The organism is Mitsuaria sp. TWR114 (genome assembly GCF_007997345.1).
Genome location: NZ_VOSR01001060.1, coordinates 1 through 2,354, shown reverse-complemented (window position 1 = coordinate 2,354; position 2,354 = coordinate 1). Strand labels below are relative to the sequence as shown.

1 pseudogene is annotated in these 2,354 nt (G+C 73.5%); it reads right to left on the bottom strand.

Annotated elements, in window-relative coordinates:
* Positions 1-2,354 (bottom strand): annotated as a pseudogene (locus tag FUT87_RS29670) (carbohydrate-binding protein); the annotation flags it as partial.

The following is a 2,354-nucleotide window of genomic DNA, read 5'->3' as shown; positions in this document are numbered from 1 at the left end:
GTGCCCAGCACCAGCAGCATCAGGCCCAGCGCCATCGGCGCGACCAGCGAGCGCCGCAGGTTGTCGATCAGCTTCCAGCGGTTGATGGGCGCGATGCCGTAGCGCCGCGCCCCAGCGATGAAGGGCAGCAGCTGCCAGTCGCCGCGCGTCCAGCGATGCAGCCGGGCGTGGGCCACGTCGGCATGCATCGGCGAGTCCTCGACCAGCGTGATGTCGGACACGCCGGCGCAGCGCGCGATGCTGCCCTCCAGCAGGTCGTGGCTCAGCACCTGACCCTCGGGCAGGCGCGCGTCCAGCACCGCATGGCAGGCGCGCACGTCCAGCAGGCCCTTGCCGGTGAAGCTGCCTTCGCCGAACAGGTCCTGGAAGATCTCCGAGCTGACCGCGCTGTAGGGATCGATGCCGAACTGGCCGACGAAGAGCCGGTGATAGGGCGTGCTGGCGGCGTCGTCGGGCATGGGCGCGAGCACCCGCGGCTGGAGGATCGCGTAGCCCTCGACGACGCGGCGGGTGACCGCGTCCACCCGAGGCCGGTTCATCGGATGCGCGGCGGTGCCCACCAGCGCGCGCAGCCGGCCCGGCGGCATGTCGGTGTCGGCGTCCAGCGTGATCAGGTGGCGCACGCCGGGCGCGGGCTGCGACATCGCGCCGAAGTCGGCGAACGGCGACGCGCCCGCCGGCGCGGCCAGCAGCCGCAGCAGGCGTTCGAGCTTGCCGCGCTTGCGCTCCCAGCCGATCCAGCGGCGCTCGGTCGAGGACCATTCGCGCGCCCGGTGCAGCAGCAGGAAGCGCGGACGGCCATCGGCCAGCGGGCCGTGGCGCTCGTTGAGCGCCGCGATGGCGTCGGCCGCGGTGACCACGATCATCGTGTCGCCGGGATGGTGTTCCTCGTAGGCATCGGCGAGGTCGCTGAGCAGCGCGAACTGCACCAGCCGTTCGGGGTTGGCCAGGTGGTGCTGCTCCAACTGGGCGACCAGCGGGGCGACGGCCTCCTCGCGCGTCAACAGCACCGGCATGACGACCAGCGTGCGTTCGGCGTCGGGCAGACCCTGGGAGAAATCCAGGCGGGGCAAGCGCGCCGGCCGGGCCAGCTCGCTGATCCAGCGGTTGGTGAGCGCGACCACGGCCTCGCCGATCGGCCCGGCGGCCAGCAGCGCGGTCAGCACCAGCAGCCAGGGCGCGGCATCGGGCCGCGCCTGGTTCATCAGCCAGGACAGGCCCAGCAGGCCCAGCAGCGCCAGGCCGGCCAGGTAGGCCACCGCCGCCCAGCGCTGGCCCGGGGCGGTGTCGTGGGGCGGCCAGGCGTGCTCGTGCAGGCCCAGCGCCGCGAGCAGCGTCGGACGTCCGGCCCCGCGCCACCAGTAGATCGGCGCGCTGCGCCGGTCGGGTTCGCCGTCCTGCGGCGGACCGGCGCCCTGCGTCAGCGCCAGCAACTGGCGCGCGACCTCGAGTTCCGGGCGACCGGACTTGCGGGCCAGGCGCTCGATCTCGTGCAGCGTCAGGTCCTGGGTGTCCGGCGCCTCGGCCGCGAAGACCGGCGACTCGCCCAGCGTCCGCATCACCGGGCTGACCGACTGGATCAGCTGGCGCCAGTGGGTCTGGTCGATGCGCCGCAGCGCGGTGATCGCGTTGCGGATGCTCTGCAAGTCCTTGATCGATTCGTCCTGCTGCCGCGCCAGCGCCTGCGCCGGCGCGGGCAGCCGGGTGCTCAGCCAGGCGGCCAGCTCGCCCATCAGCGGCTGGGGCAGTTCCTCCAGGCGGTGGTCGAGCTGCAGCCAGAAGGCCTCCGCAACGCCGCGCTCTGCCATGCGCGGCTCCAGGGCTGTGATCGCCTCGATGCCGGACGCCGCCGGATGGCCGTCGTACCAGTGGTGCACCACGTCGCGGGCCGCCTGCAGCGTCGCGAAGCGCTCGGCCAGCCGGCGCAGGTTCTCGACCAGCACCACCCGCAGCGTCGTCGGCAGCGCCCACAGCTCGGCGAGGGACAGCGGGCTTTCCTCCTGGTAGGCGCGCAGGTAGGCGGCCAGCAGCCCGGTGTCGAAGCCGCCGTCGGTGTGCGCGACCCAGGCCCAGGCCACGCCGTAGATGCGGGGCAGGCCGGCGAGCGGTTCGTCGCGCAGCCGCGGCAGCAGGCGGAAGAAGTTGCGCGGCAGGCCGCGGCGGACCTGGTGCGTCTGCTCGTCGATCAGCGCGGCGTTGTCCAGCAGCCACTTCCCGGCGGCGCCGAGGTGGCGGAAGTCGCGATGGCGCTTCTCGAGCAGCCGCCGTGTCTGCTGCAGCATCGCGACGTTGTCGTCGAGCCGCGGAAAGAACTGCCCGGCGCCGGCGGTGCCCTGGATCGCCTGGGCCTGCGC